Annotated in this window: 22 protein-coding genes and 1 pseudogene; 14 read left to right on the forward strand and 9 right to left on the reverse strand. The window is 45.0% G+C overall.

The window, feature by feature from the left end:
• Positions 1 to 18 precede the first annotated feature (18 nt).
• From paaE to paaA, 5 genes are read right to left on the reverse strand one after another with little or no spacing between them, the layout of a single operon-like run.
• Positions 19 to 1,077 (reverse strand): 1,2-phenylacetyl-CoA epoxidase subunit PaaE, encoded by a 1,059-nt coding sequence (gene paaE / locus FTU67_RS06740; RefSeq protein ID WP_075174494.1) that lies wholly within the window; start codon positions 1,075 to 1,077, stop codon positions 19 to 21.
• Between the two features lie 39 nt (positions 1,078 to 1,116).
• Positions 1,117 to 1,617, reverse strand: a complete 501-nt coding sequence (gene paaD, locus FTU67_RS06745; RefSeq protein ID WP_180061577.1) for a 1,2-phenylacetyl-CoA epoxidase subunit PaaD — start codon at positions 1,615 to 1,617, stop codon at positions 1,117 to 1,119.
• A gap of 28 nt (positions 1,618 to 1,645) precedes the next feature.
• Positions 1,646 to 2,401 (reverse strand): 1,2-phenylacetyl-CoA epoxidase subunit PaaC, encoded by a 756-nt coding sequence (gene paaC, locus FTU67_RS06750; protein WP_180006550.1) that lies wholly within the window; start codon positions 2,399 to 2,401, stop codon positions 1,646 to 1,648.
• An 11-nt stretch (positions 2,402 to 2,412) separates the two neighbouring features.
• On the reverse strand, positions 2,413 to 2,703 hold the full coding sequence (gene paaB / locus FTU67_RS06755; protein WP_005177351.1) for a 1,2-phenylacetyl-CoA epoxidase subunit PaaB: 291 nt from the start codon (positions 2,701 to 2,703) through the stop codon (positions 2,413 to 2,415).
• A gap of 36 nt (positions 2,704 to 2,739) precedes the next feature.
• On the reverse strand, positions 2,740 to 3,684 hold the full coding sequence (gene paaA, locus FTU67_RS06760; RefSeq protein WP_104498663.1) for a 1,2-phenylacetyl-CoA epoxidase subunit PaaA: 945 nt from the start codon (positions 3,682 to 3,684) through the stop codon (positions 2,740 to 2,742).
• Positions 3,685 to 3,946: 262 nt separating this feature from the next.
• Here paaA and paaZ point away from each other — a divergent pair, with 262 nt between their 5' ends.
• The 3 genes from paaZ (at position 3,947) to FTU67_RS06775 (ending at position 8,451) form a co-directional block, all read left to right on the forward strand.
• A complete protein-coding gene (gene paaZ, locus FTU67_RS06765) occupies positions 3,947 to 6,064 on the forward strand; it encodes a phenylacetic acid degradation bifunctional protein PaaZ (protein ID WP_180061578.1) in 2,118 nt (705 codons plus the stop codon).
• Between the two features lie 200 nt (positions 6,065 to 6,264).
• Complete coding sequence (locus FTU67_RS06770) at positions 6,265 to 7,689, forward strand: MFS transporter (protein ID WP_180061579.1); 1,425 nt, start codon at positions 6,265 to 6,267, stop codon at positions 7,687 to 7,689.
• Positions 7,690 to 7,956: 267 nt separating this feature from the next.
• Positions 7,957 to 8,451: a Dps family protein gene (locus tag FTU67_RS06775; RefSeq protein WP_005177343.1), complete on the forward strand. Its 495-nt coding sequence runs from the start codon at positions 7,957 to 7,959 to the stop codon at positions 8,449 to 8,451.
• 307 nt (positions 8,452 to 8,758) lie between these two features.
• On the opposite strand, the gene FTU67_RS06780 is transcribed toward FTU67_RS06775, so the two are convergent.
• From FTU67_RS06780 to FTU67_RS06790, 3 genes are all read right to left on the reverse strand, one after another.
• Positions 8,759 to 9,133 (reverse strand): transposase, encoded by a 375-nt coding sequence (locus tag FTU67_RS06780; RefSeq protein ID WP_180061580.1) that lies wholly within the window; start codon positions 9,131 to 9,133, stop codon positions 8,759 to 8,761.
• Between the two features lie 185 nt (positions 9,134 to 9,318).
• Positions 9,319 to 10,308, reverse strand: a complete 990-nt coding sequence (locus tag FTU67_RS06785; protein WP_005177339.1) for an AraC family transcriptional regulator ligand-binding domain-containing protein — start codon at positions 10,306 to 10,308, stop codon at positions 9,319 to 9,321.
• Entirely contained in the window at positions 10,305 to 11,228 is a 924-nt protein-coding gene (locus FTU67_RS06790) for a GGDEF domain-containing protein (protein WP_104988725.1), read from the reverse strand. The genes FTU67_RS06785 and FTU67_RS06790 overlap by 4 nt, the downstream gene beginning before the upstream one ends.
• Positions 11,229 to 11,545: 317 nt before the next feature.
• Between FTU67_RS06790 and FTU67_RS06795 the strand changes: the two genes are divergently transcribed.
• The 10 genes from FTU67_RS06795 (at position 11,546) to FTU67_RS06840 (ending at position 23,600) form a co-directional block, all read left to right on the forward strand.
• A complete protein-coding gene (locus FTU67_RS06795) occupies positions 11,546 to 14,005 on the forward strand; it encodes a TonB-dependent receptor (protein ID WP_180061581.1) in 2,460 nt (819 codons plus the stop codon).
• Positions 14,006 to 14,063: 58 nt separating this feature from the next.
• Positions 14,064 to 16,031 carry a phytase gene (locus tag FTU67_RS06800; protein ID WP_180061582.1) on the forward strand — a complete coding sequence of 656 codons (1,968 nt, stop codon included), beginning with the start codon at positions 14,064 to 14,066 and terminating at the stop codon, positions 16,029 to 16,031.
• Positions 16,032 to 16,102: 71 nt separating this feature from the next.
• Entirely contained in the window at positions 16,103 to 16,789 is a 687-nt protein-coding gene (gene tolQ / locus FTU67_RS06805) for a protein TolQ (protein ID WP_180061583.1), read from the forward strand.
• A 6-nt stretch (positions 16,790 to 16,795) separates the two neighbouring features.
• A complete protein-coding gene (tolR, locus tag FTU67_RS06810) occupies positions 16,796 to 17,242 on the forward strand; it encodes a protein TolR (protein ID WP_005177325.1) in 447 nt (148 codons plus the stop codon).
• The gene (locus tag FTU67_RS06815) at positions 17,239 to 18,033 is read left to right on the forward strand and encodes an energy transducer TonB (RefSeq protein WP_005177323.1); all 795 of its coding nucleotides are present in this window, start codon (positions 17,239 to 17,241) and stop codon (positions 18,031 to 18,033) included. The genes tolR and FTU67_RS06815 overlap by 4 nt, the downstream gene beginning before the upstream one ends.
• A 571-nt stretch (positions 18,034 to 18,604) precedes the next feature.
• The gene (locus FTU67_RS06820) at positions 18,605 to 20,758 is read left to right on the forward strand and encodes a TonB-dependent siderophore receptor (protein WP_168384492.1); all 2,154 of its coding nucleotides are present in this window, start codon (positions 18,605 to 18,607) and stop codon (positions 20,756 to 20,758) included.
• A gap of 64 nt (positions 20,759 to 20,822) precedes the next feature.
• Positions 20,823 to 21,434: a DUF4198 domain-containing protein gene (locus FTU67_RS06825; RefSeq protein ID WP_168384493.1), complete on the forward strand. Its 612-nt coding sequence runs from the start codon at positions 20,823 to 20,825 to the stop codon at positions 21,432 to 21,434.
• 40 nt (positions 21,435 to 21,474) lie between these two features.
• Positions 21,475 to 21,759: a hypothetical protein gene (locus FTU67_RS06830; RefSeq protein ID WP_180061584.1), complete on the forward strand. Its 285-nt coding sequence runs from the start codon at positions 21,475 to 21,477 to the stop codon at positions 21,757 to 21,759.
• Between the two features lie 3 nt (positions 21,760 to 21,762).
• Positions 21,763 to 23,322 (forward strand): PepSY domain-containing protein, encoded by a 1,560-nt coding sequence (locus FTU67_RS06835; protein ID WP_180061585.1) that lies wholly within the window; start codon positions 21,763 to 21,765, stop codon positions 23,320 to 23,322.
• A complete protein-coding gene (locus FTU67_RS06840) occupies positions 23,319 to 23,600 on the forward strand; it encodes a hypothetical protein (protein ID WP_168416378.1) in 282 nt (93 codons plus the stop codon). Before FTU67_RS06835 ends, FTU67_RS06840 begins: the two co-directional genes overlap by 4 nt.
• 211 nt (positions 23,601 to 23,811) lie before the next feature.
• Here FTU67_RS06840 and FTU67_RS06845 read toward each other — a convergent pair.
• Positions 23,812 to 23,958, reverse strand: a pseudogene (locus FTU67_RS06845) (IS256 family transposase); the annotation flags it as partial.
• A 721-nt stretch (positions 23,959 to 24,679) separates the two neighbouring features.
• Here FTU67_RS06845 and ribA point away from each other — a divergent pair.
• Positions 24,680 to 25,282 carry a GTP cyclohydrolase II gene (ribA, locus tag FTU67_RS06850; RefSeq protein WP_168369523.1) on the forward strand — a complete coding sequence of 201 codons (603 nt, stop codon included), beginning with the start codon at positions 24,680 to 24,682 and terminating at the stop codon, positions 25,280 to 25,282.
• The last annotated feature ends 68 nt before the right edge of the window (positions 25,283 to 25,350 follow it).

Below are 25,350 nucleotides of genomic sequence, written 5' to 3' on the forward strand. Positions count from 1 at the left end.
TGACTCCCTGTCCGCTGCTTATTCGTCAAAACTCAAGCGCACATTGGCACTGGTCGGACGTGCCTGACAGCTCAGCACATAGCCTTTGGCCACTTCATCTTCTTCCAGGCTGTAGTTAATGGCCATTTCGACCTCACCTTCCAGCACCTTGCATTTACAGGTCGCACAGACCCCGCCTTTACAGGCATAAGGCAAGTCAGCACCGGCACGCAAGGCGGCATCGAGAATGCTGTCATCCTGTTTGGAAACGTCGACAATCAGTTCACGGCCATCGAGAATAATATTGACCTTCTCTTCGCTACGGCTTTCAATTTGCGCAGCGCTGGCTTTCGGCACAGTACCGGTATTAAAACGCTCGGTGTGAATTTTGCTGCGCTCGATGCCCAGTTCTGGTAACACTGTTTCCACCGCATTCATCATCTCTTCCGGACCACAGGCAAAGCAGTGATCGAACTGGGAATGAATTAAACCCGCCTGAAACAGCTGTTGCAGTTTTTCCGCATCAATCCGGCCATTGAGTAACTGGCTGTCATTCAGTTCACGCGAGAAAACATTGACCAGTTGTAGACGCTCTTTATAACGGTCTTTTAAATCCATGATCTGTTCCGAGAACATGGTCTGTTTCCAGGAACGGTTACCATAAACCAAGGTAAAATGCGCACCCGGCTGATGATTCAGCACCGATTTTACAATCGACAAAATTGGGGTAATGCCGCTGCCGGCAGCAAAGCCGAGATAATTCTGGCCGCCAGTTTTGGCTGCTTTTTGAAAAAATACGCCTTGTGGTGGCATCACTTCCAGTACATCACCGGCTTTAAGATGTTCATTGGCCCAAGTCGAAAACTGGCCCTGATCAATTTTCTTGATGGCAATGCTCATGTCTTCAGCACGATCACTGCAAATTGAATAACAACGACGGATTTCACCCTGCTCGGTCAAATGACGGATGGTAAGATGCTGGCCTGGCTGATACTGGAATAAATCGGCCTGTTCAGGTGCCAGATCAAAGGCAATACAGATGGCCTGTTCGGTTTGTGGCTGAATTGATTTAATGGTTAAAGGTATAAATTGGCTCATGTGAAAATCCCTCTTGCATGCCGACGATGCTTGTCATGCTTATATACATTTGAAATAGTCAAACGGTTCAAGACAGTCCTGACACTTGTATAAGGCTTTGCAGGCTGTGGAACTGAATTCGCTTAATAATTTGGTCTGCTGGCTATGACAGTGTGGACAGCGAATGCCATCACTGAGCGCCACATGCGTACCACATTGATGTGACTGGCCTTGTGGCGGTGCAATGCCGTACTGCTGCAGCTTCTGCTTGCCGCTTTCGCTCATCCAGTCGGTGGTCCAGGCTTCCGATAAATCCACCACCACCTGAACCGGGGTTAGACCTTTACTTTGAAACGCCGCGGTAATTTCATCTTTAAGCAGATCGGTGGCCGGACATCCGCTATAGGTCGGGGTCAGTCGCACCAGAATTTCATCTTGCGCGTTGAGTTCAACGCCGCGAATCATGCCCAGATCCAGCACCGACAGCACTGGAATTTCCGGATCAGACACCTGCGCCAGCGCATCCCAGCATTCATCTAGACAATGTCTAATTAAATTCATTCGACTCACTCCCTGTGATCAAGCTGAATTACCAGGCCATATTTGGATAGGAACGCTGCATATATTGCAGTTCGGCCAGAATAAAGCCCAGGTGTTCGGTATGCAGGCCCTGTTTGGCACCGCTACGATACGCACCCGTGTCTGGCAGGCTCAGGCCAAAACGTTGCAGTTCGGTCTGTACCTGTGCCGTCCAGGCGGCTTTTAAAGGTGCAAAGTCTGGTAAAATGCCCTGTGCGACCAGCTGCTGCTCATCTGCGGTCTGTTCAAACAGCTCTGCAGTAAAACGCCATAACTGGTTCAAACCCTGCTGGGTTTTCTCATGCGCTTCGGCAGTGCCCAGACTTAAGCGCTCCATCCAGGTGGTAGAAAAACGCAGATGATATTTGACTTCTTTTAAAGATTTCACCGCAAAAGCAGCGACATCGGCCTGCTGGCTCTGGCTTAAAGCGCTAAACAGCTCCAGGTGGTACAGATCCATCAACCATTGGCGTACCATGGTCTGGGCAAAGTCACCATTCGGCTGTTCACATAACAACAGGTTGCGGTATTCACGTTCGGTGCGGAAATAAGCCAGTTTGTCTTCATCACGGCCCAAACCTTCGATCTCACCAGCCAGACTTAAAGCGGTACGTGCTTGACCGAGCAGGTCCAGACCGATATTGGCCAGTGCAATGTCCAGCTCCAGTTCCGGCGCATGGCCACACCACTCGGCCAGACGGTGCGATAAAATCAGCTGGCTATCGCCCACATGCAGGAGAAATTGTGCTAATACAGTTTGATTCATTGTACTGCTCCTTACATGTGCTCAATGCCATCTGGAATATTGTAAAACGTCGGGTGACGATAGACTTTGTCCAGTGAAGGATCAAAAAATTCCGGTTTTTCATCTGGTTGAGATGAAGTAATCAGTTCCGATTTCACCACCCAGATGCTCACCCCTTCATTGCGGCGGGTATAAACATCACGTGCATTTTGCAGTGCCACTTCATCATCAGATGCACGCAGGCTGCCAACATGACGATGGCTTAAACCCTGTTTGCTGCGTACAAACACTTCATATAAAGACCAGTGATTTTTATTGTCCATGAGCGTATTCCTTCTTCATTTCCGTATGTGAGCTGTTTAAGCAACTTTCTGTTGTTGTTGCTGGGTCTGTTGTTTCTGGGCATAAACGGCTGCGGTATCACGCACCCATTTGCCGCCTTCCCAGGCTTTACGACGTGCTTCAATGCGTTCGTGGTTACATGGGCCTTTGCCGGCAATCACATCAAAGAATTCGGTCCAGTTAATTTCACCAAACTCGTAATGGCCAGTGTCTTGATTAAAACGTAAATCTGGATCTGGCACGCTCAGGCCAAGCTGCAACACTTGTGGTACGGTGTTATCGACAAACTTCTGACGCAGTTCATCATTACTGAAACGTTTGATTTTCCAGGCCATACTTTGCGCGCTGTTCGGCGAGTTGTCATCGCTTGGACCAAACATCATCAGCGCCGGCCACCAGAAACGGTTAACCGCATCTTGCGCCATCTGTTTTTGTTCTGACGTACCGTTGGCCAGTTGCATCATGGCTTCAAAGCCCTGACGCTGATGGAAACTTTCTTCTTTACAGATGCGCACCATGGCACGGGCATACGGACCATAAGAGGTACGGCAAAGCGCGACCTGATTCACAATCGCTGCGCCATCGACCAGCCAGCCAATCGCGGCTACATCGGCCCAGCTCAGGGTTGGATAGTTAAAGATGGATGAATATTTCATGCGACCGGCAATCAGCTTGTCCATCATGTCGTCACGATCGGCGCCCAGAGTTTCTGCCGCGCTGTACAGATACAGCGCATGACCGGCTTCATCCTGCACTTTGGCCAGCAATACGGCCTTACGTTTTAGGCTAGGTGCACGGGTAATCCAGTTGCCTTCTGGCAACATGCCGACCACTTCGGAATGTGCATGCTGGCCAATCTGGCGAATCAGGGTTTTACGGTAAGCCTCTGGCATCCAGTTTTTAGGTTCAATTGAAATGTCCTTTTCAATTGCCTGCTCAAAGCTGTGAAGTTGATTTGTCATTTTATCCTCACTTATCCCAAGTGTTCTGGTATTAAAATTAAAACGATACATTTTAAAAATCAATATTAATTTTTAAGTATCAAATAAAATAATTCACAAAATTAACTCAATTTATTGTTTTTTAATATTTTTATTTTTTAAAAAATTTTTTATTGCAAAATTTGAGCAGAAATATGATTGACAAAATCGCGTTAAAGTCAGAAATTATGAAACATCAAAACTAAAATATTACTCAAAAACGTATCATAAAAGGAGTTATATCATGCTTGAGTTAGACACCCAGACAGCGCAGACGGAATCACAAGCGACTGATTATTCAAGCGTTCGCCCGGCACTGAAGACCTTAAGCTCACTGGTATGCGGTCAGGAATTTGTCGCCAGTCAGGATTTCCGTCCGGTACAGCATGCCATTACCGGTGAAACCATTTATCAGGTCAGTAGCTTTGGCCTCGACACCCGTGCGGTGGTCGACTATGCCAAACAGCATGGCGCGGCGATTGCTGCCTGGACTTTTCATCAGCGTGCCAATGCGCTAAAACAGGTGGCGCAATATCTGCTGGAACGTAAAGAAGACTTTTATGAACTGGCCAAAGCCACCGGCTGTACCCGTAAAGATGCCTGGATTGATGTCGAAGGTGGTATTGGTACCCTGTTTGCCTACTCCAGTCTGGTGCGCCGCGAACTGAGTGATGAAACCGCCTGGGTGGAAGACAGCTGGATTCCACTGTCCAAGCATGGCTCTTTTGGCGCCAAACACGTCTTAAGCCCGAAAGCAGGCGTGGCGGTGCATATTAATGCCTTTAACTTCCCGATCTGGGGCATGCTGGAAAAAATCGCGCCAACCTTGTTGGCCGGTGTACCATGTATTGTTAAACCGGCGACCGAAGGTGCCGAGCTGACCCATGCCGTGGTTAAAGCTATTCATGCCAGCGGGTATTTACCGGAAGGTGCATTACAGCTGATTTGCGGCCAGACTTATGACCTGTTTGAGCAGCTGACTCCACAAGATACCGTGACTTTCACCGGTTCTGCGGCAACCGGCCAGAAATTACGTGCACATCCGCACCTGAATCAGTACTCGATTCCCTTTAGCATGGAAGCCGATTCCGTCAACAGCGCCATTCTGACGGAACAGGCCAGCGAAACGGCAATTGACCTGTTTGTGCGTGAAGTCTTCCGCGAAATGACCAGCAAAGCAGGCCAGAAATGTACTGCAATTCGTCGTGCTTTTGTGCCACGTGAACTCTTAGCGACCGTACAAGAACGTTTGATTGCCAAGCTGCAAAAAGTGGTGGTCGGTAATCCGGAGCTGGATCAGGTCACTATGGGCGCACTGGCCAGCCTCAAACAGAAACAGGACGTGGCGGCCAAGGTGGAACAGTTAAGCCAGGAAGCCCAAATTGTCTTTGGTAGCCATTTACGTCAGGACTTTAGTATTCAGGCTGATCAACCTGAACTCGGCGCATTCTATCCACCAACTGTACTGGTCTGTGAACAGCCTGAACAGGCCAGCAGCCTGCATCAGATTGAAGCCTTTGGTCCGGTGGTAACGCTGATGGCCTATGATAATCTGGCACAACTGGCCGGTCTGGTGGCACGCGGTGAAGGTAGTCTGGTGGCCTCGGTGGTACGTGATTGCGAGCAGAATATTGAACAGCTGATTGCCAAGATTGCCCCGTGGCATGGCCGTGTGCATGTGCTGGATGAGGAAAGCGCCAAAGAAAGTACCGGTCATGGTTCGCCATTGCCGCATCTGGTGCATGGTGGTCCGGGTCGTGCTGGTGGAGGTGAGGAACTGGGCGGCTTGCGCGCGGTAAAACATTATATGCAACGCACCGCAATTCAAGGTTCACCGAATGCCATGACCCAGATTGGGCATAGCTGGACCGCCGGTGCTCAGGTGTTTGAAGATCGGGTTCATCCATTTAAAAAATCGTTTGATGAATTACGTGTTGGTGAACGTCTGCTCACCGCACGCCGTACCGTAACCGAGGCCGATCTGGTGAACTTCGCCTGCTTAAGCGGTGATTATTTCTATGCACATATGGACAAAATTGCCGCGGCAGAATCGCTGTTTGAAGAGCGTGTCGCACACGGCTACTTTGTGGTGTCGGCCGCAGCCGGTCTGTTTGTTGATGCTGCGCCTGGCCCGGTGATTGCCAACTACGGCATGGACAACCTGCGCTTTGTCGAGCCGGTGAAAATTGGTGATACCATTCAGGTCGAGCTGACCTGCAAGCAGAAAACCCCGAAACAGCAACGCGACCCAAGCCAGAAGCCACACGGCGTGGTGGTGTGGGATATTAAAGTGAAAAACCAGCGTAATGAACTGGTCGCCACCTACGATATTCTGACACTGGTAGAACGTGGCGAAGCTTAAGCCGAACTATATTGAACCAAGAAAAGGAATCTTTATGATTCCTTTTTTTATTTATACTTAAAAATATGTATCTTTTTATTCAGAACAGATTGACCCGCTGTGCAGAAAGGAATAAATTGAAGATAGACGATACAAAACAAAAATAACAAGGTTTAAAACGTATCATATTATCTTATACGTTCAGCACAGGAAGTTGCACAATGAATGATAAAACTCTAGAGATAGATGCGGTTGAAAGGAATATTCAACCCGAAAGCAAACAGTTTGAAGCGGCTCATCCCATTGACCTGCCGGCCACGCCTAGTTCGCAGGACAGCAGCAGTACCTATCAGTGGTATGTGGTGATTATCTGTATGGTGGCCTATATCCTGTCTTTTGTAGACCGCCAGATTCTGTCCTTAATGATTGAGCCAATTAAGGCCGATTTAATGCTCAGTGATACCCAGTTCAGCTTATTGCAAGGCCTGGCCTTCTCGCTGTTCTATGCCTTTATGGGTGTGCCCATTGCCGCACTGGCCGATAAAAAATCACGGATTAAAATTATTTCTATCGGCATTGCCTTCTGGAGTCTGGCCACAGCGGCTTGTGGTTTAAGTAAAAACTTCATCCAGATGTTTTTAGCACGTTTAAGTGTCGGCGCCGGTGAAGCGGCCCTGTCACCTGCCTTCTACTCGATTGTGGCTGACCTGTTCCCGAAAGAAAAACTTGGCCGTGCTTTAGGTGTTTATGCGATTGGTGCCTTTATTGGTTCTGGTCTGGCCTTCCTGATTGGCGGCTACGTGATTGGCTTATTAAAAGAAGTCGATTTTGTGGTATTGCCAATAATTGGTGAATTAAAAACCTGGCAACTGACTTTCTTTATTGTCGGTTTACCGGGTGTATTATTGGCCCTGGTGATGATTCTGACCGTACGTGAACCCAGCCGTAAAGGTGTAAAAGTCGGTCAGGATGGTGAAGTGGTTAAAGCCTCATTTAAGAACTCGGTGGCTTTTATTAAATTGCACAAGAAAACTTTCTTCTGTCATTTTATTGGCTTCTCTTTCTACACCATGATGCTGTATTCGTTATTAGGCTGGGCACCGGCCTATTACATGCGTCATTTTGGTCTCGATGCCAGTCAGACCGGTTATGTCTTGGGCTGTATTATTCTGGTGGCGAATACGGCGGGTGCGCTGTTCTGCGGCTGGCTCATCGACTTTTTCTCCAAACGTGGCTATAGCGATGCGGCTATTCGTGCCGGTGCTTTGGGCTGTGCAGCGCTGATTATTCCAAGTATGCTGTTTACCCAGGTAGATAATCTGTACTTATCGTTTGCGCTGATTTTTGTGGCCATGTTCTTCTCGACCTTCCCGATTCCAGCCTCGGCTGCCGCGACACAAATGCTGACTCCCAACCAGCTACGTGCTCAGGTTTCTGCAAAATTCCTGCTAATCTCCAACCTGATTGCCCTGGGTGTGGGTACTACGGCTGTGGCTTTAATTACCGATAACTATTTTGAAAACACACTGATGGTTGGCAACTCAATTTCAATTGTCAATGCAGTAGCCGGTGTGATTGGCGTATTCCTGCTGTATAAAGGCTGTCGCTATTATCGTGACAGTATCCAGCATGAAAAACTGAACTAAGTGCTCCATCCCTAATGAAGAATGAGCCGGTCTCATTCTTCATTTATTTCTGGCAGATCATCCATCCTATCTCATCTTCCCTGTTCAAATTGACTTTTCTATCTCCTGATCTGCGCGTTCTCAGCATCTTCAAAATTCCTCTGATTTCTGGTGATGATGCTTATACAGTATTACTACCATCTGCAATCTTTTTGCAGCAGCAACTGTGCTACATTCATGTATGTTGATCATCTGATTCCTTATAACGACAAGCTTTGGGAGCGACTCATGGCGAAAATGAAAAAAGCATCGATGCATATTGATATTGGTATTTCTGAAGATAACCGGGCCAAAATTGTCGAAGGGCTTTCCCGACTTCTGGCCGACAGTTATACCCTATATTTAATGACCCATAATTTCCACTGGAACGTGACCGGGCCACAGTTTAACAGCCTGCACACCATGTTTATGACGCAATATACCGAGCAATGGAATGCACTGGATGTTATTGCCGAGCGGATTCGTGCGCTGGGTTTTCCGGCGCCGGGAACCTATAAAGAATTTGTAAAACTGGCGTCGATTGAAGAAGTCGAAGGTGTACCAAAAGCCAATGAAATGGTGGAGTTATTGGTTCGTGCCCATGAAACAGTTGCCCGTACCGCACGCAGTATTTTTGATGTGGTGGAAGAAGCCAATGACCAGCCAACTGCGGATGTACTGACCCAACGATTGGAAGTCCATGAAAAAACTGCCTGGATGTTAAGAAGCCTGTTAGAAGAATAAATAGATGAAGAATAAAACCGGGGCGATGCTCCGGTTTTATTTTGGGTGTTTTTAAGCTGCCTACATGGCAGTGAACGTGGTGAAGAGGCGCTGATTGCTTTGGCGAATTTTCTAAGCTGCCTATATGGCAGTGAACTAGACAGGTATTTCCAGCCAGCAGAGCGGAATTTTCTAAGCTGCCTGTATGGGGTCGTATCCATACCCGCACGCATGTCCATGGGCTGGGTAGACAACCAGATTTCATCGATACGGATCATTTGATCAAGCCCTGAAGTAAAAGCAGTAATTCAGTTGCAGACTCCACCGGTCATTCGATTTCGATCATCTGATCCTTTACGGAACATTGTTCATCATGTAATGGAATCCTGATATGAGCGGTAGCTTTCCTCTCTGGCACAGGTGGCGGAGGTGCTTCTTGTTTGACTGGCGTCGGGTGAAGAATGACGGGAAGGAAGTCGATCTGTGGAATGGATGAGATTGTTAATGATGGAACCATTGATCTGGACTGACGAATCCATTTATGCAACAGATTGGCATTGATCTGATGTTGCATTGCGACCTTAGCCACCGATGTATCTGGCTGCTGGCATTGCTGAATAAGTTGATGTTTAAATTCAGCAGTGAAGGTTCGACGGGGCTTTTTTAGCGTTGGTGTGCTGTCTATAACTATCTTTAAATCCATAAATAGGTGTCCACTTAAAATTTAGTGGACACTATCGCGGTATTAATGAGTTAGAAAAAGTGGGGCTCAGCGGACGCTTACAAATAACGGAAATTAAATTGCAACTCACTTGGAAATCCGAGACATCAATCAAGGCCTCAACTCAAAGCCGAAACCTGTCCCAGCTCTCTATAAAATCCTCTAAATCAGGATACAACCACATTACTCCAGCGCTTAAATGCCCTTCTAAAATTATGAATATCATTAATATTTAAATAGTCGGCGACCAGCTCATCGTTATAGGCAAATAAGGTCTTTAATTGTATAGACGTAAACAAACGGGCCTGATCCAGCATTTGCTGATAACTGGTATTATGTTTATTCAATCTTCGCTTAAAACTCGCAATACTGATTTGAAAATATTCTGCACATTCTTCCAGATTCGGTGCCTGATGAATGTTACGAATCAAAAAATGATGTACCTCTTGCAGAAAGCTCTGCTCCAGACCGGACTGTTGTTGCAGCACTTTCGCCTGATGATAGTAGGCTTGGCGCATCGCACTGGTTTGATAATTCTGTTTTTGTGTGCACTCCTGAATATCAATCTGTATGGCATTCACCAGACTATTAAATTGAATATTCTCTCCCAGATGTTCCCAGAACTGCTCAATAAATTCCGGCTCTGCACCGACAAAGTGATAGTTCATCTTCAGCTCTTCTTGGGTACTATTGAGCAAAATTGTCCGGACAGCCGTCATGGCACTAATAACCAGAGAGGTGGCATGACGCTCCTGGCTATTTAGCCAGAACAGAATAATTTTATGATCAGAATAGTAAGCCACCGGCGTCAGCCAAGGGCTTAAATATATATGAAACTCGACATAGCGCTGTATCGCTTCTTTAATATTCTGGCTATACGCAATGGCATTTAAGGCCGGATGCGTTAAAGTTTCAATATAACGCTGACCAAATAAAAATTGCACTTCAGGATGCACAATACTCTCATGCAAATTCCTGATCATGTGTATCAGCTGTTCGACACTAACACACTGATTCACCGAGATCAGCCCCTCAATAAACACCGGTGTTCCTTTTAAAATACGGTTAGGATTTACACCGTACATCTCAGCTAAATCAATCAATAATGCAGGTGCCAGATAAGTCGGCAGAATCAACTGATCATTCTGATAGCTCATACCGACATCCTTGTTCTTAACTTGATAATCTGCTGATGTTTCATCTGTTTATATAATTTCTGGATTTCCGTAGCTGGGCTGTCTTGTTGAACTTCACTGATGGTATAGCGGCAGTCGATGTTAAATTTCTGAAAATCCTGATGTGTATAAAAAATTTGTGACTGAATACATTTCTGCAGTTCTCTGGCCATGATCTCAACCTGTGCATCAGCCAGATCCAGCAGCATCAAAATAAATTTGTCACCGGCCAAACGGCAGACCAGATCACACGGTCGGATATTCAGACTGATGGTTTGTGCAATGACCGACAAGACCTGATTGCCCGTATCAAAACCAAACTCTCTATTGATGGCGCTTAAATCTTTAATATTGATCATCATCAGATGGATATTTTTTGCCGAATGATGGCGCTGGTTAATTTCATGCTGTAATTGCTGTTTAAAGTATTGGGCATCTGCCAGCGGTGTAATCGCATCAAATAAACGGTGATCCCGAAATACATGCTCTTTGGTTTGCAATTTTCTGGACAAGACCAGCTGCTCTTTATGCCAGTTCACCATAGCAATGGTCAGCACAATAAAACCGATAGGGGTAGTAAAGGATTCCAGTAAATCATCCCAAACCAATGTTTTGGGGATGGCAATAAATTCATCCAGCACATCCATCCATAAAGCCAGAAAGACAAAGGTCAGTCCCCAATAAAAATATCGGGTCACATAGCCTCTTGGACGGCTTTTCAGAATGAGATAAATCCATAATAAAGTCAGTAAACAGGCCAGCCCCTCCCCAATCACATCAATCACCTGAATTTCACTGTGTGCTTTAAAATTTCCGGACAGCATAAAAAAAGCCAGACAGGCGATGGCCATGATCATCACCAGTAAAAAGTGCCGTGGATAGTAGAAGAATGGTTTTAGCATAGCCCGAACATAATTATTGTTTTCATAAGCTAATCAGTATTTTATGACAATTTAATTGCAAGCCGCTTTTGCCCGATTTTCAAATCAGCTCAGGATAAATTTTAAAAAGTCTGTCGCTTCGCTTTTAATGCCACTGCTAACAGGTGCTTATACGCGTTTCTGCGCTTCATGAGCCTCAATATTTCCATCAAATCAGCTCAAACCGGACTGAAACATCGGTGGATATCATTTCAGCTTTTATTATTGTCATCATTTAGTCATTGACCAAATTTAAGGTGCTCAACAAACAGCCATTGCGCTCTTTGGGGATAATATAAATGAGCACTCATTGCAGTAATAAAACAGCAGCATTTACCTTTAAGGTCAGCACTTTAGTGTTATGTATGTTGGCCACTGGCCATAGTCTGGCAGCCGAAACCGCAACCGAATACCTCCGTGTAATTGGACAGGCCGCAAGTATCAATGAAGCATTAAAAGAACAGCGCAAATCCGATTCGATTTCCAGCGTGGTGCATGCCGATGCCATTGCAAAACTACCTGATGATAACGCAGCGGAAGCCTTACAACGGATTCCTGGAGTGTCAACTGAACGTGACCAGGGTGAAGGCCGTTTTGTTACAGTGCGAGGTTTGGGCACCGATCTGAATGCGGTTACGATTAATGGCACGCTGGTTCCTGCACCAGAAGCATCGCGCCGTGGTGTAGCGCTGGATGTCTTACCTGCAGAACTAGTGCAGTCTTTAACCGTGGTTAAAACCTTAACTCCAGATATGGATGCAAACTCACTGGGCGGGACCATTCAGGTTGAAAGTCTGTCGGCGTTTGATCATGACGGCCTGTTTTATACGGCTGCAGTTGAAGGCGGTTATGATGAAAAACGTGAAGAATATAGCCCGAAAGTATCAGGTGCGGTGAGCCAGAAATTCAGTCTCGGTTCCGGCACCGATAATTTTGGTGTCGCTGCAGCCCTGAGCTGGCAAGAGCGTACCTTTGGTTCAGATAACGTTGAAACCGGAGGGAAATGGGAGGATGGCCTGCTCGAAGAAACAGAAATGCGTCAATATGATATTGAACGTGAACGTCTGGGCGCGGGCCTGAATTTCGATTTTCGACCAAATAAGAACAGTGAATACTATTTACGTACCTTATATAGCCGCTTCCAGGACAATGAAACCCGTCAGGCTGCAGGTGTTGAATTTTCCGATCCGCTCGCCATAAATACACCAGGCAGTGCAGAAGTAGTTCGTGAACTGAAAGAACGTGAAGAAACCCAGGAAATTAAATCCTTTGTGCTAGGCGGTAAAAACCGTTTTGATCAGTGGACGCTGGAAGTTCAGCTCGGCTATAGCGAAGCCTCGGAAAAGAATCCGGGCGGTATTGCCGGTGCCGGATTTGTCGGTGAATTTGATGATCTGCAATATTCAAGCACGCGTATTCCTGTCGTGAAAGGCGCGGCCAGCTTCTATGACCCAAGCCAATATGAACTCGATGAAGTAGAATGGGAAAAAAGCACAGCCAAAGATAAAGAGAAAAATGCCAAATTCGATCTGAGCCGCGATTATCTGCTCAACGATTATGCATCTATCTTCAAATTTGGGGCAAAAGTCAGCCAGCGCACCAAAACCAATGATACTGAAATCTGGAAAGTTGAAGATTTAGACACATCCCCTGCCCATTTTGGTTCAAACGGTCATTATGAACTGGCACAGTTCGGCCCGACCTTGTCTAGTGGCCCGATCCATAACCAACTGGCCCAGCTCAACCTGAATGACTGGCGAGATGCTGAAGAATCGGTCATCAACGATTATAAAACTTCGGAAGATATTCATGCCGCTTACGTCATGAATACCATTGATTTTGATCGGTTACGGGTGATTGCGGGTTTACGCTATGAAGATACCGATTTTGAAACACAAGGCTATCGGATTCTGGACGGTGAAAGCAGCTCTGTTTCCACCCAAAATGATTATGATCACTGGTTACCGAGCCTGCATCTTAAATATCAATTAAGTAGTGATGCTATTTTAAGAGCCGCATGGACCAATACTGTGGTACGTCCAAACTTTGAACAATCCCGACCGGGAATTTATATTGATGGTGATGAAGCCGAGTTTGGTAATCCAAATCTTAAAGCGCTGGAAGCCTCCAACTTTGATTTAGGCGTAGAGAAATACTTTGGTGATGCCAGCGTAATTTCCATGAATGCGTTCTATAAAGATATTGATCACTTTATTTATAACGCTAACGTTGCAGGCACTGGTGACTGGATCGATTTTGATGAAGCCATGACTTTCAAAAACGGTTCATCCGCCAAAATTTACGGTGTAGAACTCGGCTATAGCCAAAAATGGCATAACTTCATCTTTGGTCTCAACAGCACCTTCAGTCGTGCCAAAGCCGATATTGATGGTATGGTCGATGGTGAATTGATGACCCGAACCATTAATTTCCCAAACCAATCTAAAGTGGTCGGTAATGCCATGATCGGCTGGGAAAACGACCGTGTGGGTCTGCGTCTTGCCGCCAACTATAAATCCCGTTATCTGAATGAAATTTCTGGCATTGATGAGCCAGAAAAAGATTTATATACCGATGATCAGGTGTTTGTTGATTTGAGCGGTCATGTGAATTTTAACAAAAATATCCAGCTGTTCTTTAATGCACAAAACCTGACCGATGAAGTGTATTACAACTATAACGGCAATCGTCATTATAACGCGCAATACGAAGAATACGGCCCGAGCTATAAAGTTGGTCTGAAATTCACACATTTCTAAGCCTTTAGCTCACCCAAAGCCACTTTGGCTTTGGGTACTTTTTATTTAGAGAAAAATCATGACAATGCTTTTTAAATTAAGCACCTTCTGTGCAGCGCTTGTGGCTTTATCTGGCTGCACCTCCTCTGCTCATACCCAAAAGAACACCATCAGCAGCCCGCTTCATCTGGAACAAACTCTTTCAGCATTGGATCAGCCTGCGCTGCCGGTGGAGCAAATTTTCAAGTTACCCATCACCGTCGAAGATGCACATTGGATTGAGATTGATGGTTTAAATGCTCAAGTGCTCACCAGCAGCAAAACCCAAGGCCTAAGCCTGTGGAATTCAAATGCCCAACGTGTACAGCATATTCCCGGCTCGTTCAGTAAAATTGACTATCGCAGCATTGGCCAACAGCTGATTATCCAGACCACTGATTTACTACAGCAGCAACCGATCATTTTCCGTTTTGATTTAAACACCGGAACCTGGGCAAAGCCTGTCTATCTGGCGGCCCGTAGCTTTAAAACCGAAGATAACTGCCTGTATCTCACGCCTGATCAATCTTTATATAGCTTTCTGGTGGGAGAAGAAGGTATCGGGGAGCAATGGATGATTCAGTCTGAAGGCTCAAACCAGATTAGCCCTCGTTTTATTCGTAACATGAGCCTGCCACCCAACAGTGGTTTTTGTGTGGTAGATGACTATCAAGACAAACTGTATATCAATGAAGAAGATGTGGGCATTTGGGCCTATGAGGCAGATCCTGAAGCAGATCTGATCCGCTATCCAGTAGATTTGAATCATCCGCATGGATCAATTCTAGGCAATGTTAGCGGACTAAGCTTGATCGACAATGCACTGGCAGCAATGGATGAATCCAAAGCTATGCTGTACCGCTATCGCATTGAGGGTACTTCATGGCACAAATTACCTCCGCTCTCTCTACAGAATGTAGATGAGCCTGAACGTATCAGCCTGAAAGGTACCCAAGACCAGAAACAGCTATTACTGGTTGATGATCAGATCAAGCTATTGAACATTGACTGGACCACGCAAGCCCTGCCTCCTAAAAAAGCAGGCTTAGCCATCCCGGCAGATGTCGAAACCGATTTGGTTCCAAGCCGTGGTGATGCGGCTGATGATCCCGCAATCTGGGTCAATCAGGCTAACCCACGTCTGTCACGTGTACTGGGTACAGATAAACAAGGTGGCCTTGCGGTCTACGACCTGAACGGGAAACAGCTGCAATACTTAAAAGTCGGCCGTCTGAATAATGTTGATATTCGACCGAATTTCAAACTGGGGCAACAGACAGTCGATTTAGCCATCGCCACCAACCGCGATCAGAACAGCCTTCACCTGTTCAGCATCCATCAAAAAACCGGACAGGTCAAAGATTTAGGAGAACTGCCAACAGATCTCAATAACATCTATGGATTCTGTATGTACCAGAACCGGCAAGGTGAAACCTTTGCCATTCCAAACGATAAAAATGGCACTTTTGTGCAATATAAGATTCAAAGCAAGGCAAGCGGCCTGAGCGTAGAGGAAGTCCTTAGGTTTAAAGTATCTAGCCAGCCTGAAGGCTGTGTGGTGGATGATGAACATGACCGGATCTATGTCGGTGAAGAAGCAAAAGCGGTGTGGACCACCAGGCTGGATGACCCTAAACAGATTCAGCTACAACCGGTGATTACTGTTGGGGAACAGGTCAAGGCAGACATTGAAGGACTGGCCATTTATAAAGGTCAAGTACGTGATTATCTGGTCATTTCCAGCCAGGGAGATGACAGTTATGTTGTGGTCGATGCTGCCGCCCCTTATCAGCTGCGCGGGAAATTTAAAATCTTGGCCAATCTGAATCACGAGATTGATGCGGTCTCTGAAACGGACGGGCTTGAGGTGACCTCAGCCAATCTGGGAGGTATCTGGAAAAAAGGTATGCTGGTGGTTCAGGACGGACGTAAGCGTATGCCAGAAGGCAATCAGAACTACAAATATGTGGCCTGGGAAAAAATTGCACAAGCCTTGGGTCTGGAATAAGCCCTTGCCTCAGGTACAGCCTACGGCGCTGTACCTGTGTTTCATCTAAGAATAATTTTATTGAGGTTTTTATGTCGAATCCATCTGCAGCACAGCTTTCAGTATGGGAATTGATTAGCCATGCCAGTCTGCTGGTTCAAGCAGTAATGCTGATTTTATTACTGGCATCCATTATTAGCTGGTATGTCATTATCAAACAGAGTATTCGTCTGCGTCAGGAAACAGCTGCGAATAAAGTCTTTTTAAGCCAGTTCCGCCAACAGCCTTTTCCGCTTGCCACAACCGAACCATCCGGGCCGAAATCAGGGGGTCTTGGACAGATCTATCAGGCCGGCCTGGATGAATTTCATGCGCTTCAACATGCCAGCACTCGCCTCTCCTCGGCAGCGGTGACCGATCAAGTTGAACGGCGTTTGCTCACCTGCGTCACCGAACAGGAAGAAAAACTGGAAAAGCACCTGAGTTTTCTGGCGACTGTGGGTTCAGTTAGTCCCTATATCGGTTTGTTTGGCACCGTCTGGGGCATCATGAATTCTTTTATTGGCCTGTCTCAGCTTGAACAAGCCACCCTTTCCGCTGTCGCACCGGGTATTGCGGAAGCATTAATTGCCACTGCCATTGGTTTATTTGCAGCCATTCCTGCGGTGATTGCCTATAACCGCCTGAGTGCCCGTGCAGAAAAAATTTCTAATAGTTATTACAGTTTCGGCAATGAATTACAAACCCGAATGCTGCGTTTTTTACAGGCAGGGAATTAATACCACATGCAGAAACGTCAGAAAAAGCACGCACTCAACGCAGAAATGAACGTTGTTCCCTATATCGACGTGATGCTCGTGCTGCTGGTGATTTTTATGGTCACTGCCCCCATGCTCACCCAAGGCATAAAAGTGAACTTGCCGAATTTGGAAGCTGAAACTCTGGTCACCCCCAAGGAACAAAAAGTCATTACTATCTCGATTCAGGAAGATGGCCGCTATTACTGGAATGTGGGAGAAAGTGTCGATACTACACAAGTCACCGATCGGGCAACGAGTCTGACAGAAATGAAAGAAAAATTATCTCCACTGCTACAAATCCATCAGGATATTCAGGTGTTTATTCGTGCGGATCGTAGCGCCAATTATGAGCTTGTTGCACAAACCATTGGATTGCTACAACAAAGTGGCGTTGAGCAATTGGGCCTAGTCACCGAGGAGCAGGATCAGTGAAAAGCATATCACGGATCAATCCAGCCACTGCTGTCGCTTTCTCTGTGACGGCTGTATTGCATGCCACCCTGGTCTACAGCGTGTTAAACCAGAATTTTGACAGTCCCATCCAAGAAGTCACACCCAAGTCGGTACAGGTTAAATTTATACAGCTTCCAAAAGCTGACATATCACCTCAGCTCCAACCTGAACATGCGCCAACTCAAGAACCAGCTCAACCTCAAGTAATGCCCCCAGTCGCTGCACCAGTCCAGTCCGCGCCAACTCAACCCGTTCAGCCGGTTAAAGCGAAGCCAGTTTCAAACCAATCTGCCAAAGCAAGACCAGAGCCAAATCCTCAACCCAAAATCACCAGCTCACAAGCAATGACAGATCATACATCCACCACCATGCAAACTACTGCAGTAGTGACGCATGAGGCTCCTCCTGCACCGGCCCAGCCTGCTGCGACCACACAGCCGGCGCCATCTGTCAGCAAACCGATAGTGGCGGAAAATACACAACCTCCGCCTGTATTTGATGAAAAAAACTATAAACCGATTTCAAAAGTGAAACCGGATTACCCAATGCGAGCTCTGGAGAATGAATTGGAAGGCAACTGCACGGTCGAATATAGCGTGAATACTCAAGGCCAAGTGGTAAATCCTAAAGCATTAACAGACTGTGATCCGATATTTGTGCGTCCTTCACTCAATGCAGCCCGGCAGTTCAAATACCAGCCACGGATCGTCAATGGTCAGGCTGTTGAAGTTGCTAAAATTAAAAATACCTTTGAATACCGGATTGAATAAAGATGCTTAAATAGGCTCAGTTCTTTGTATAGTCTATCTTTATGAAAACATCTAGGTCACTGGATTATCTGTCATTCATAAGGGCTGATATGAGTAGCTCAAAAATGAAGTCATCTCGATGCGAACAGGAACTCAGGTGGTTGAACTGAAAAATGGCTGACAGCAATATGACACCAATCCTGTTCACCAGAGCAAAACTTTGATAAAGAAGCTTTGCATTATCCCCGATCATTGAATTGAGGTCATCTCTTATAGACTAAGATGCAAAATACCTCTTCTATCCCCCAATTCTTATTCAAAAGCCAATCACTTAACACCAGAACATCCAACCAGAATATTTAAAAGAATATATAGCGATATCTGCAACATGATCTGGCCAGAAATAATTAATGCAGTAACTCCTTATTATTCATCACAATAATTAACTTCTATCGCACACTTAAGAGCACGACCTCCTAATTTCTCTATGATTTATTCATCTTTCATTCATATTTCCTATGGATTCAGGATTGCTTTGCAATAAATTAACAAATAATATTTATGATAATTATTATCATTTTCATTAACAAAAATGTCCTACATCGTGCACCCATCCTTCAAGCTATCTTTGCTAAGTCTTGCAATTTTAGTGAGTCAACAAGGCTTTGCAGAAGATACGCAGCAGCTCGCCACCATTACCATGACCGCTGAACCCGCTAAGGCAGATCAAAGTTCTGAACACACTCAACGTTATATAATTCAAAACTCTGCAACAGCCTCCAAGCTCGATATTCCACTCAAAGAAACCCCACAAACGGTCAATGTGGTCACGCGCCAGCAACTGGATGACTTTAGCCTGAACAATACCCGCGATGTCCTGCGTAACTCCCCCGGTATTATGGTGAGCAATCAGGAAACGGAACGAAGCTCTTACCTCTCACGCGGCTTTGAAATTTCCAATGTGCTGGTCGACGGCGTTGGGCTGCCGCTTGAAGGCTATAATTACAATAATGACAATCCGGATAGTTTTTTATTTGACCGGATTGAAGTCGTTAAAGGTGCCAATGCCTTGAATAATGGGATTGGCAATCCGGGCGCAACCATTAACCTGATTCGAAAACGCCCGACTCAGGACTTTCAGGCAGCACTCAATGCCAGTTACGGTTCATGGAATACCCAGCGCTATGAAGCCGATGTATCCTCCGCCCTGACGGAAGATGGCAGAATCCGAGGGCGACTGTTTGGTTATCAGCAGACGGGTGACAGTTATCTGGAGCGTTATAGCCTGGAGAAAAACGGTGTCGGGGCTGTGCTAGAAGCAGATCTGACCGATACCACCCTGTTGACCGCCGGGTATAGCGAAACTCAGCATCAACCGAATAGCGTGAACTGGGGTTCCAATCCGCTCATCAACACCGAAGGCGAACAGCTTCATTATCCACAAAACTATAATTACAGTCCGGACTGGGCCTATTGGGATAGCAATATTAAAAACTATTTTGCCGAGATTGAACAAAAACTCGGGGGTGACTGGACGGCCAAACTCAGCTATGACGAAAAGCGGACAAAACGGGATGCAAAACTTTTATATCTGTCCGGCAGGCCAGCGGCTGATGGCACATCAGGCGTGTTTCTCTATCCGGGCATGTATCTGGATGACAATAAACAGCAGCAAGCCAGTCTGAGTTTCAGTGGTACTTATCCACTCTGGGGACAACGTCATGAAGCATCTGTCGGGTATATCTGGGCAGAAAACCAGCTGGATGAACTGGGTTACGGAGGTCGTTTTGCCCAGCCTCTCACCACAGATTTAGCCAGTTTTACCCCGGAAGAACCGAGCTGGGATCTATCGAAAACCAGTGGGGAAATGCATATCCGGCAGAAAAATCAGAGCCTGTATGCCGCCACCCGTCTGCATCTGAATGATGATCTCAAAGTACTGCTTGGTGCCAATTATGTACAAGCCAAAAGTACAGGCAGCAGTTATGGGACCGATACCATTTATGATGAAGATAAAGTCCTCCCCTATGCCGGGCTGACGTATAACTTCAGTCCTGAATATACCGGCTATTTAAGCTATACCTCCATTTTCCGTCCGCAAACCAGCAAAGCGGCAGATGGCAACCTCAATAAACCGATTGAAGGTGAAAGTTACGAAGCCGGCATTAAAAGTTCCTGGTTAGATGACAGACTGACCGCCACCATGGCCATCTTCAGGACAGAACAAAGCAATTATCCGCTACGCGACTCTGATGGTATTCCGACGTTACGCAAAACCCAGGTCAGCGATTTACGTTCTCAAGGGTATGAGTTCAGTCTTGCTGGACAGTTAAGCGATCATCTCAATCTCAGTTTTGGTTATACCCAGTTTAGCCTCAAAGATCTGATCAACGGCGGAGATGCCCGTACCTTTAATCCGAACCAGTCTTTTAATCTGTTAACAACCTATCAGGTACCGCAAATTCCAAAACTCAAACTGGGCCTTGGGCTGCAATGGCAGGATAAAACCTATCTGGAAGTACCTGAAACAACTACAAATGGCGTGACCCAGCAAGCAGGTGTGATTGAACAGGATGCGTATGCACTGGTCAATCTGATGGCCAGTTATGAGCTGAATGAACATATCACCCTGCAGGCCAACGGAAATAATCTGACCAATGAAAAATACCTGTTCAATTTCCCGAACCAGCAAGGCTTTTATGGTGCTCCCGCAAATTATAGCGTTGCGGTGAAATTCAAATATTGATTACTCCCTTGGCCTTAAAACTTTTTCAGGACCAATCCTTTTATTTAAAAACAGGTAAAAACACATGAAAAAAATGATAGCGTTGACAATGGGCTTGTCGATGAGCTTGTCTGCTCAAGCGCATATGCTGTGGCTTGAACGTGGCCCAAATGCTCAAACCTATGCCTTCTTTGGTGAATACAGTGAACAGCTGAAAGAAACTCAGGAAGGTGCCTTAAAGTCATTCAGCCAGGCCAAGCTGGTTCAGGCCAAAAAAATCTTCAGTCCTCAGCTTCAGCAGGATCATCTGGTCTATGCTACGCAAGATCAGGCTGATGTAAAACTCAGCCATGAACTGATCTATGGTGAATCTTTACTGAGCTACCATGCTAAAGCCGGACGACAGAATCTGAAAGCCGAATCCGAGCTGGATATTATCCCCGCCCAACGCAACAGCAATACCTTTACCGTGCTGTATCAAGGCAAGCCCGCGGCTGATCTGGAGGTTACCGTCTTTTCTCCTCAGTATTGGCTGAAAAAATACACCACCAATAGCCAGGGACAAATTACGGTTGCTACGCCATGGAAAGGTCAGTACATGCTTGAAGTGGCAAAAGAATTAGATCAAGCAGGCACCTTTAATCAGCAAGCCTATAAAAAACAATATTTTGTCACCACGCTCAGCTTTGTGCATTAAGCCAGCTTATTTTTTGTCTGGATGCAGCTAAAGGTCCTCTATGATTTCGATTTCTGTGATTCAGCCCTTCGCTGTCCTTTATCGCTTAGGAATATGCTTTGGGATGGGCTATATAGGCAGTGACCTGATAGCACGTGATCTGGCTTATTTTTTACAAGCCTATTTCCCCAAAGCCGAATCGGTCTATCTGGCGGCCTTTACTGCACTGATTTTTTATATCTGCTTCGTGATTGGAACCTTTTGCATTCAAAGTTTAAAAAAGCTTTCTGTATATGGCTTGGTCCCCATCATCCTCTTGTTTATTCTCTCGCACTTCACAGGTTAAATCATGCATAAATCTGTCCGTCAATCTATGGCATGGCTGCATTCATGGCTGGGTTTAAGCTTTGGCTGGCTGCTTTTCGCGATCTTTTTAACCGGTGCAGTGACCTATTATCGTCATGAAATTACCATGTGGATGCAGCCACAATTTGCCTCAATGCAGGTAAATCAGGACATCGCGGTCAAAACGGCCTATCAATATTTACAGCAACATGCAGCGGATGCGCAGCACTGGTACATTGGCGTCGCTCATCCCGCCGCGCCGGTCAATAAAATCTACTGGCAAACACCCGATGGCCACTATGAAATGAAAACTCTAGATGCCTCGACGGGCCGTGAATTAACCCTTTCAGCGACACAAGGCGGAGATTTTTTCTATAATTTTCATTTTCAACTGTATGGTATGCCCTACACCATCGGGCGTCTGATGGTGACCATTGCAGCATTCATCATGCTGATCACCCTGATTTCAGGAATTATTACCCACAAAAAAATCCTGACCGACTTTTTTACCTTAAGGGCCTTTAAAGGACAACGATCCTATCTGGATTTTCATAATGTCAGTTCGGTAATTGCACTTCCCTTTTTCTTGACCATCACCTTTACCGGATTGGCGATTTTCTTTTATATTATCCTGCCGTCTGGTATGAAAAAGTTATATCCGGAACATCCTTTTCAATATTTTGAAGATATCCAGACTGTAAAGGGATCAGCTATTTCTACTGCGCCTGTCAAAAGCAACATGCTGCCTGTTCAGCATTTTACTACAACGGTACAGCAGCATTGGGGACAGACTGAATTTGAGAGCATTACCATTAAACAGCCCAATACCCAACTGGCTCAAATCACCTTCACGGAACTGAAAGATCATTCTATTACCCGAAATCAGGCTCAACTCACATTCAATGCCGCCACAGGTAAACTGCTAAAAAACACACGTAATGACAGTGCAATTGCCACTTTAAATGCCGGCGTGTATGGCTTGCATATGGCACGTTTTGCTGACCCGGTGTTACGGTTGGCTCTGTTTTTTTCCGGCCTCTTAGGTTGCGCCATGATTGCCTCGGGTTTATTGCTCTGGAGCCTGAAACGTCAGATGCAGAAAAAGTCGGTACGTTTTCATCTCGGATACTATCTAGTTAACCGTTTAAATATCAGCATGATCCTTGGCCTTCCGCTGGCCATGCTCGGCTATCTGTATGCCAATCGTTTTGTCAGCATCCCTGCAGGTGCACCGAATTATGAAATTTATAGTTTTTTCATTATCTGGATTGGCAGTTTCATGCTGGCCTGTTTAACGCCACAGCAGTATTTATGGAAAACCCAGCTCAAAATCCTGATTGGGGCTGCATTCATACTTCCACTTATTGATATGTATTATCTGGTTTCGCAACACGATATTGATTCGTTTAAAAGCTACTGGCCATTTTTACGTATTGATTTGATGCTCTGGCTATTGGCACTGCTTGCTTGCTTTTTACACCAGAATATTCACCCTATTCAGCAAAAGGCGGTCCGTAAAATCCAGACCAAACTCAAAACTGTGCAGCAAGGATCTTCATCATGATAGGGATTGCAGTGCTTGGACTTCTCTGGCTGGCCTGTTTTGGTTTTTATACCGTCAGTGAAAAACAGATCATCAAAACCAGAACCTCCAGATATGCCCTACTCGCGACATTTCCAGTCTTGGTTCAAATCACGTCAGGCACTATTTTATGTATGGTGATGTGGCTCTTAAATGCACAGTTTAGCAAGAGTATTAGCTTCGTTGCGCTCTGGGTGCTGCTAAGTCCGGTACTTTTTGTCTTTATTTTAAAAATGAACCATTTAGGGAAAAAGTTATAATTTTGGGTTTTCATTATAAATGGCTTGGTTACGTAAAGATTTTAAAATTAAAGTTCCCTAATTAATAAGCTTGAAGTGTTTATATATTTATTACTCTGTTTTGCTTTTATACATAGACTATTTAATATCTGAAGTTTTTCAGATGATTTATCTTAAAGATAACAAAATTAAAAAAAAATATTGTTCATAAGAAAAAATAATACCCCGAAGGAGAGCCAGATTTACGGGCATTTTTTTCATGTCCGAGATGTTCGGTAAGTTCGGCATTAAGAGCCGTTTTAACAGTGAGTTTGGTCAACAATCGGGTGAATTGGTTGAGATCGTCTTCTGTTTTGATTCCTTTAGCAAATTCAGGCAATTACACAATTTAATTTACAGGCTCGAGTGAGGGGGAGGCTTTTTGGAGAGTGCAATCTAAATTTTCAGATAAAGTCATAAAAAATGAGCGTATTGGCATACACTCATTTTTACTACATTTTGCTAATGTTTGCTTAACTGACTGACATTATCGACACGGACACATTATATCCTTCATATAATTAGACTCAGATTTGTTCTGCGCCGAGTGTAGTTGTATTGACCCAACCTAGAATTTTCGCCTGATCGTCCGAGGTTAATGTATTGCACCGACTTAAGCGATGCCCATCTTAGATCGATTCAAATTCATATAGCTCCCAACGTCGACGTAGTAGCCTTATCTTTTATCAAATACATTCTTGTAAAACAGCAACTTCTACAACACTTTTACTTTCAGAAAGCAAAAGAATCATTTAGGTACGTTGCCTTTCACGCGAATGTTTTGCATGCTTAGTCAAAAAAATGAGTTGTTCTTGCTGTTCTAGGCTGAGTAGGATAGAAACAATGCGAGGCATGTGTGAACATTGGCTAACTAAAAAACTTTTCCACCTGGTTAGTTGTTTTTGTCAACTTAACATTTCACAAAAAATTCACTATTAAATACATACTCTTTAATCAGAAGTAAAACGCTGAAATTTATAATTGTAAAAAATTTAGCCGATGCTTTTAAGATAGATTAAGTAAATCGTATCAAATATAAATTTATATAGGTGTATTCTTCAATGGCTATAGAATTTGTTTCAAAATCAAAACTACCTACTGCATTTGGCAATTTTGAAATTATAGCATTTCAAGACCAAAGTACTGGTGAAGAACATATTGCTCTTGCCAAAGGCATGAATACTATTTCTAATCAACCAGTACTTGTTAGAATTCATTCAGAATGCTTAACAGGTGATGCTTTTGCTTCACTGAAATGTGACTGTGGACCTCAATTACAATCAACCATGAAAATGATTAATGATGCAGGTCAAGGTGTGATCTTATACTTACGCCAAGAAGGTCGCGGCATAGGACTAACCAATAAAATTCGAGCTTACGCACTTCAAGACCAAGGACATGATACTCTAGATGCTAACTTATTATTAAATTTACCAGCAGATGCTCGTAAATATGATATGTGTACCATTATGTTAGATTATTTAAAAATAAAGAATGTAAAACTCATTACAAATAATCCCCTTAAAATTAAATCTTTAACTGATTTAGGAATTAATGTTGTTGAACGTATTCCTTTAAAAGTTGGTTTAAATATCTTTAACAAAGCTTATCTTGAAACAAAGCAAAAACGCATGTCACATCTATATGATAATAGTGATTTTTAAAAAGCGATCACTTTTAGAAAAAATTCACGTATAAAGTTCCATCTCCCTTTCGGGAGAAGGCCAAGATA

It is taken from the genome of Acinetobacter sp. YH12132, from assembly GCF_013418645.1.
Lineage (GTDB): Bacteria > Pseudomonadota > Gammaproteobacteria > Pseudomonadales > Moraxellaceae > Acinetobacter > Acinetobacter indicus.